The sequence below is a fragment of the uncultured Tepidimonas sp. genome (genome assembly GCF_938045175.1).
Lineage (GTDB): Bacteria > Pseudomonadota > Gammaproteobacteria > Burkholderiales > Burkholderiaceae_C > Tepidimonas.
On the sequence record NZ_CALIND010000134.1, the window covers coordinates 1 to 2849 of the forward strand.

A 2849-nucleotide genomic window follows, 5' to 3' on the forward strand; every position below is an offset into this window, starting at 1 on the left:
CCTGATAGCCTGGGTGGCCGAGATGGCCGCGTTGTGCAAGCCCGATCGCATCGAGTGGTGTGACGGCAGTCAGGCCGAGTACGACCGCCTGTGCGACCAGATGGTCGCGGCCGGCACGCTCAAGCGCCTCGACCCCGTCAAGCGCCCCAACTCGTATCTGGCGTGGACCGATCCGTCCGACGTGGCGCGGGTCGAGGACCGCACCTTCATCTGCTCGGCGCGGCCCGAGGACGCGGGCCCCACCAACCACTGGATGGCCCCCGACGAGATGCGCGCCATCCTGCAGCACGGGCGCGACGGCCAGCCTGGCTTGTTCGATGGCTGCATGCGTGGCCGCACGATGTACGTCATCCCGTTCAGCATGGGGCCGCTGGGCTCGCCGATCGCCCACATCGGCGTCGAGCTCACCGACAGCCCCTACGTGGTGGTCAACATGCGGCTCATGACGCGCATGGGCCGCGCCGTCTATGACGTGCTGGGCCGCGATGGCGATTTCGTGCCGTGCATGCACACGGTGGGCGCCCCCTTGGCGCCGGGGCAGCGCGACGTGCCCTGGCCCTGCAACCCGACCACCAAATACATCGTCCACTATCCCGAGACGCGCGAGATCTGGTCCTACGGATCGGGCTATGGTGGCAACGCGCTGCTGGGCAAAAAATGCCTGGCGCTGCGTATCGCCTCCGTCATGGGGCGCGACCAAGGGTGGCTCGCCGAGCACATGTTGATCCTGGGCGTGACCAGCCCCGAGGGCAAGCGCTACCACGTTGCCGCCGCCTTCCCCAGCGCCTGCGGCAAGACCAACTTCGCCATGCTTGTGCCGCCCCAGGGCTTCGACGGCTGGAAGGTGACTACCATCGGTGACGACATCGCGTGGATCAAGCCCGGGCCGGACGGGCGCCTGTACGCGATCAACCCGGAGGCGGGCTATTTTGGTGTCGCACCCGGCACCAACACGCTGACCAATCCCAACTGCATGGCGAGTCTGACGCGCGACGTCATCTTCACCAACGTGGCGCTGACCGACGACGGCGACGTGTGGTGGGAGGGCATGGGCGAGCCGCCGGCGCATTGCCGGGACTGGCAGGGGCGCGACTGGACGCCCGCTGACGGCGCAGCGGGCCGCAAGGCTGCGCATCCCAATGCCCGCTTCACCGTTGCCGCCACCAACAACCCTGCACTCGATGCGCATTGGGACGACCCGTCGGGCGTGCCGATCGACGCTTTCATCTTCGGCGGGCGGCGCTCCGATACGGTACCGCTGGTGACCGAGGCGCGGACCTGGCAAGAGGGTGTCTACATGGCGGCCACCATGGGGTCTGAGACCACGGCAGCGGCTTTCGGGGCGCAGGGCGTGGTGCGCCGCGACCCGTTTGCCATGCTGCCCTTCTGTGGCTACCACATGGGCGACTATTTCCAGCACTGGCTGAACATGGGGCGGCAGTTGCAGCAGAGGGGCCACGCGCTGCCGCGCATCTTCTGCGTCAACTGGTTCCGCAAAGATGCCGATAGCCGTTTCATCTGGCCTGGCTACGGCGAGAACATGCGCGTGCTGCGTTGGATGATCGACCGCCTGGAGGGCCGCGCTCCGGGGGTGGAGCACGCGCTGGGTATCAGCCCGACCTACGACGAGATGCACTGGGACGGATTGGCCTTCGGGCGCGACCGCTTTGACGCCGTCACCCGAATCGAGCGCGACCACTGGGTGCGCGAGCTCGACATGCACCAGGCGTTGTTCGACCAATTGGCAGACCACTTGCCGGCTGCACTGGCTGACACGAAGGCCCAGCTGGCTCAGCGCCTGCTGGGCTGATGAGCGGCCGCGCCGGGCGCGGTCGCGGTGTTCAGACGTAGAACAGGCGGTAGCGCTGCCCGCTCGGGAAGGCGGCTGGCCCGCGGGGGCTGGCGGCCCCGATGTGCCGCTCCCGGGTAGGGAGCGAGATTTCTGGCCCCAGTGGCGCCAGCGCGCGGGTCCAGGCTTGCGCCGGGGTTTCCTGGCGCAGGCGCATGGCGGCCAGCTCGGCCTGCAAACGGGCATCGTGCCGCGCCAATGCCTGCGTGCGCGCCTCGGCGCGTGCCCGCGCCCGTCGCAGCGCCCAAGCGTTGAGGGCTGCCATGGCGCGATGCGCAGCGTGGCGCGCGGGGCTGGCCAGCAGCAGGCTGCCCAAAAAGACCACCGCCCACATCAGAACCCAGGCGGCCAGCAGATGCCCGTCGGCCCAGGTGTCGATCAGGCGTTCGGTCACCACCGCCAGCGCGGCGACGCCCGCGGCCAACAGCAGCGTGGCCAGCGCCCGCGGCGCCACCGCCCGACGCGCCGCATCGACGTGCGACGCGCCGGCCGCCGAGGGAGAGGTAGAGGTCAGCGAGGGGTTCATGGTCGACTCCGTGAATGCTGCGTTGCAGCAAATGTGGCCCTATACTAGGGTTTTCCCGGAGTGATGGCAACTGATTTTTCGGAATGTCATACATTCATCCGAAGAATGAATGAACTCAATTTCCGCACGCTCGACCTGAACCTGCTGCGCGTGTTCGACGAGGTGATGGCCGAACGCAACCTGACGCGGGCGGCGCACAATCTGGCCCTGTCGCAACCGGCGGTCAGTCACGCCTTGCGCCGCCTGCGCGAGGCGCTGGGCGACGACTTGGTGCGGCGTGCGGGCTACGGGGTCGAGCCCACACCGCTGGCGCTGCAGCTGTGGCCAGCCGTGCGCGAGGCGCTACAGCGGTTGCGCGAGTCGCTGGCGCCGGGAGCGTTCGACCCCGCGCGCGCGCAGGACACGTTCGTACTGGCCATGGCCGACGCCACCGCGTCCAAGATTGCACCGGGGTTGGTGGCGATCCTGGACCGC

3 protein-coding genes are annotated in these 2849 nt (G+C 68.6%); 2 read left to right on the top strand and 1 reads right to left on the bottom strand.

Annotated elements, in window-relative coordinates:
* The first annotated feature begins 1 nt into the window (after position 1).
* Positions 2-1810, top strand: a complete 1809-nt coding sequence (locus Q0716_RS07100) for a phosphoenolpyruvate carboxykinase (GTP) (protein ID WP_299021368.1) — start codon at positions 2-4, stop codon at positions 1808-1810.
* A 31-nt stretch (positions 1811-1841) separates the two neighbouring features.
* Here Q0716_RS07100 and Q0716_RS07105 read toward each other — a convergent pair whose 3' ends face one another.
* On the bottom strand, positions 1842-2375 hold the full coding sequence (locus tag Q0716_RS07105; RefSeq protein ID WP_299021370.1) for a hypothetical protein: 534 nt from the start codon (positions 2373-2375) through the stop codon (positions 1842-1844).
* Between the two features lie 105 nt (positions 2376-2480).
* On the opposite strand from Q0716_RS07105, the gene Q0716_RS07110 reads away from it, so the two are divergent.
* The coding region (locus Q0716_RS07110; protein WP_299021372.1) for a LysR family transcriptional regulator at positions 2481-2849 on the top strand (369 nt) is incomplete at its 3' end.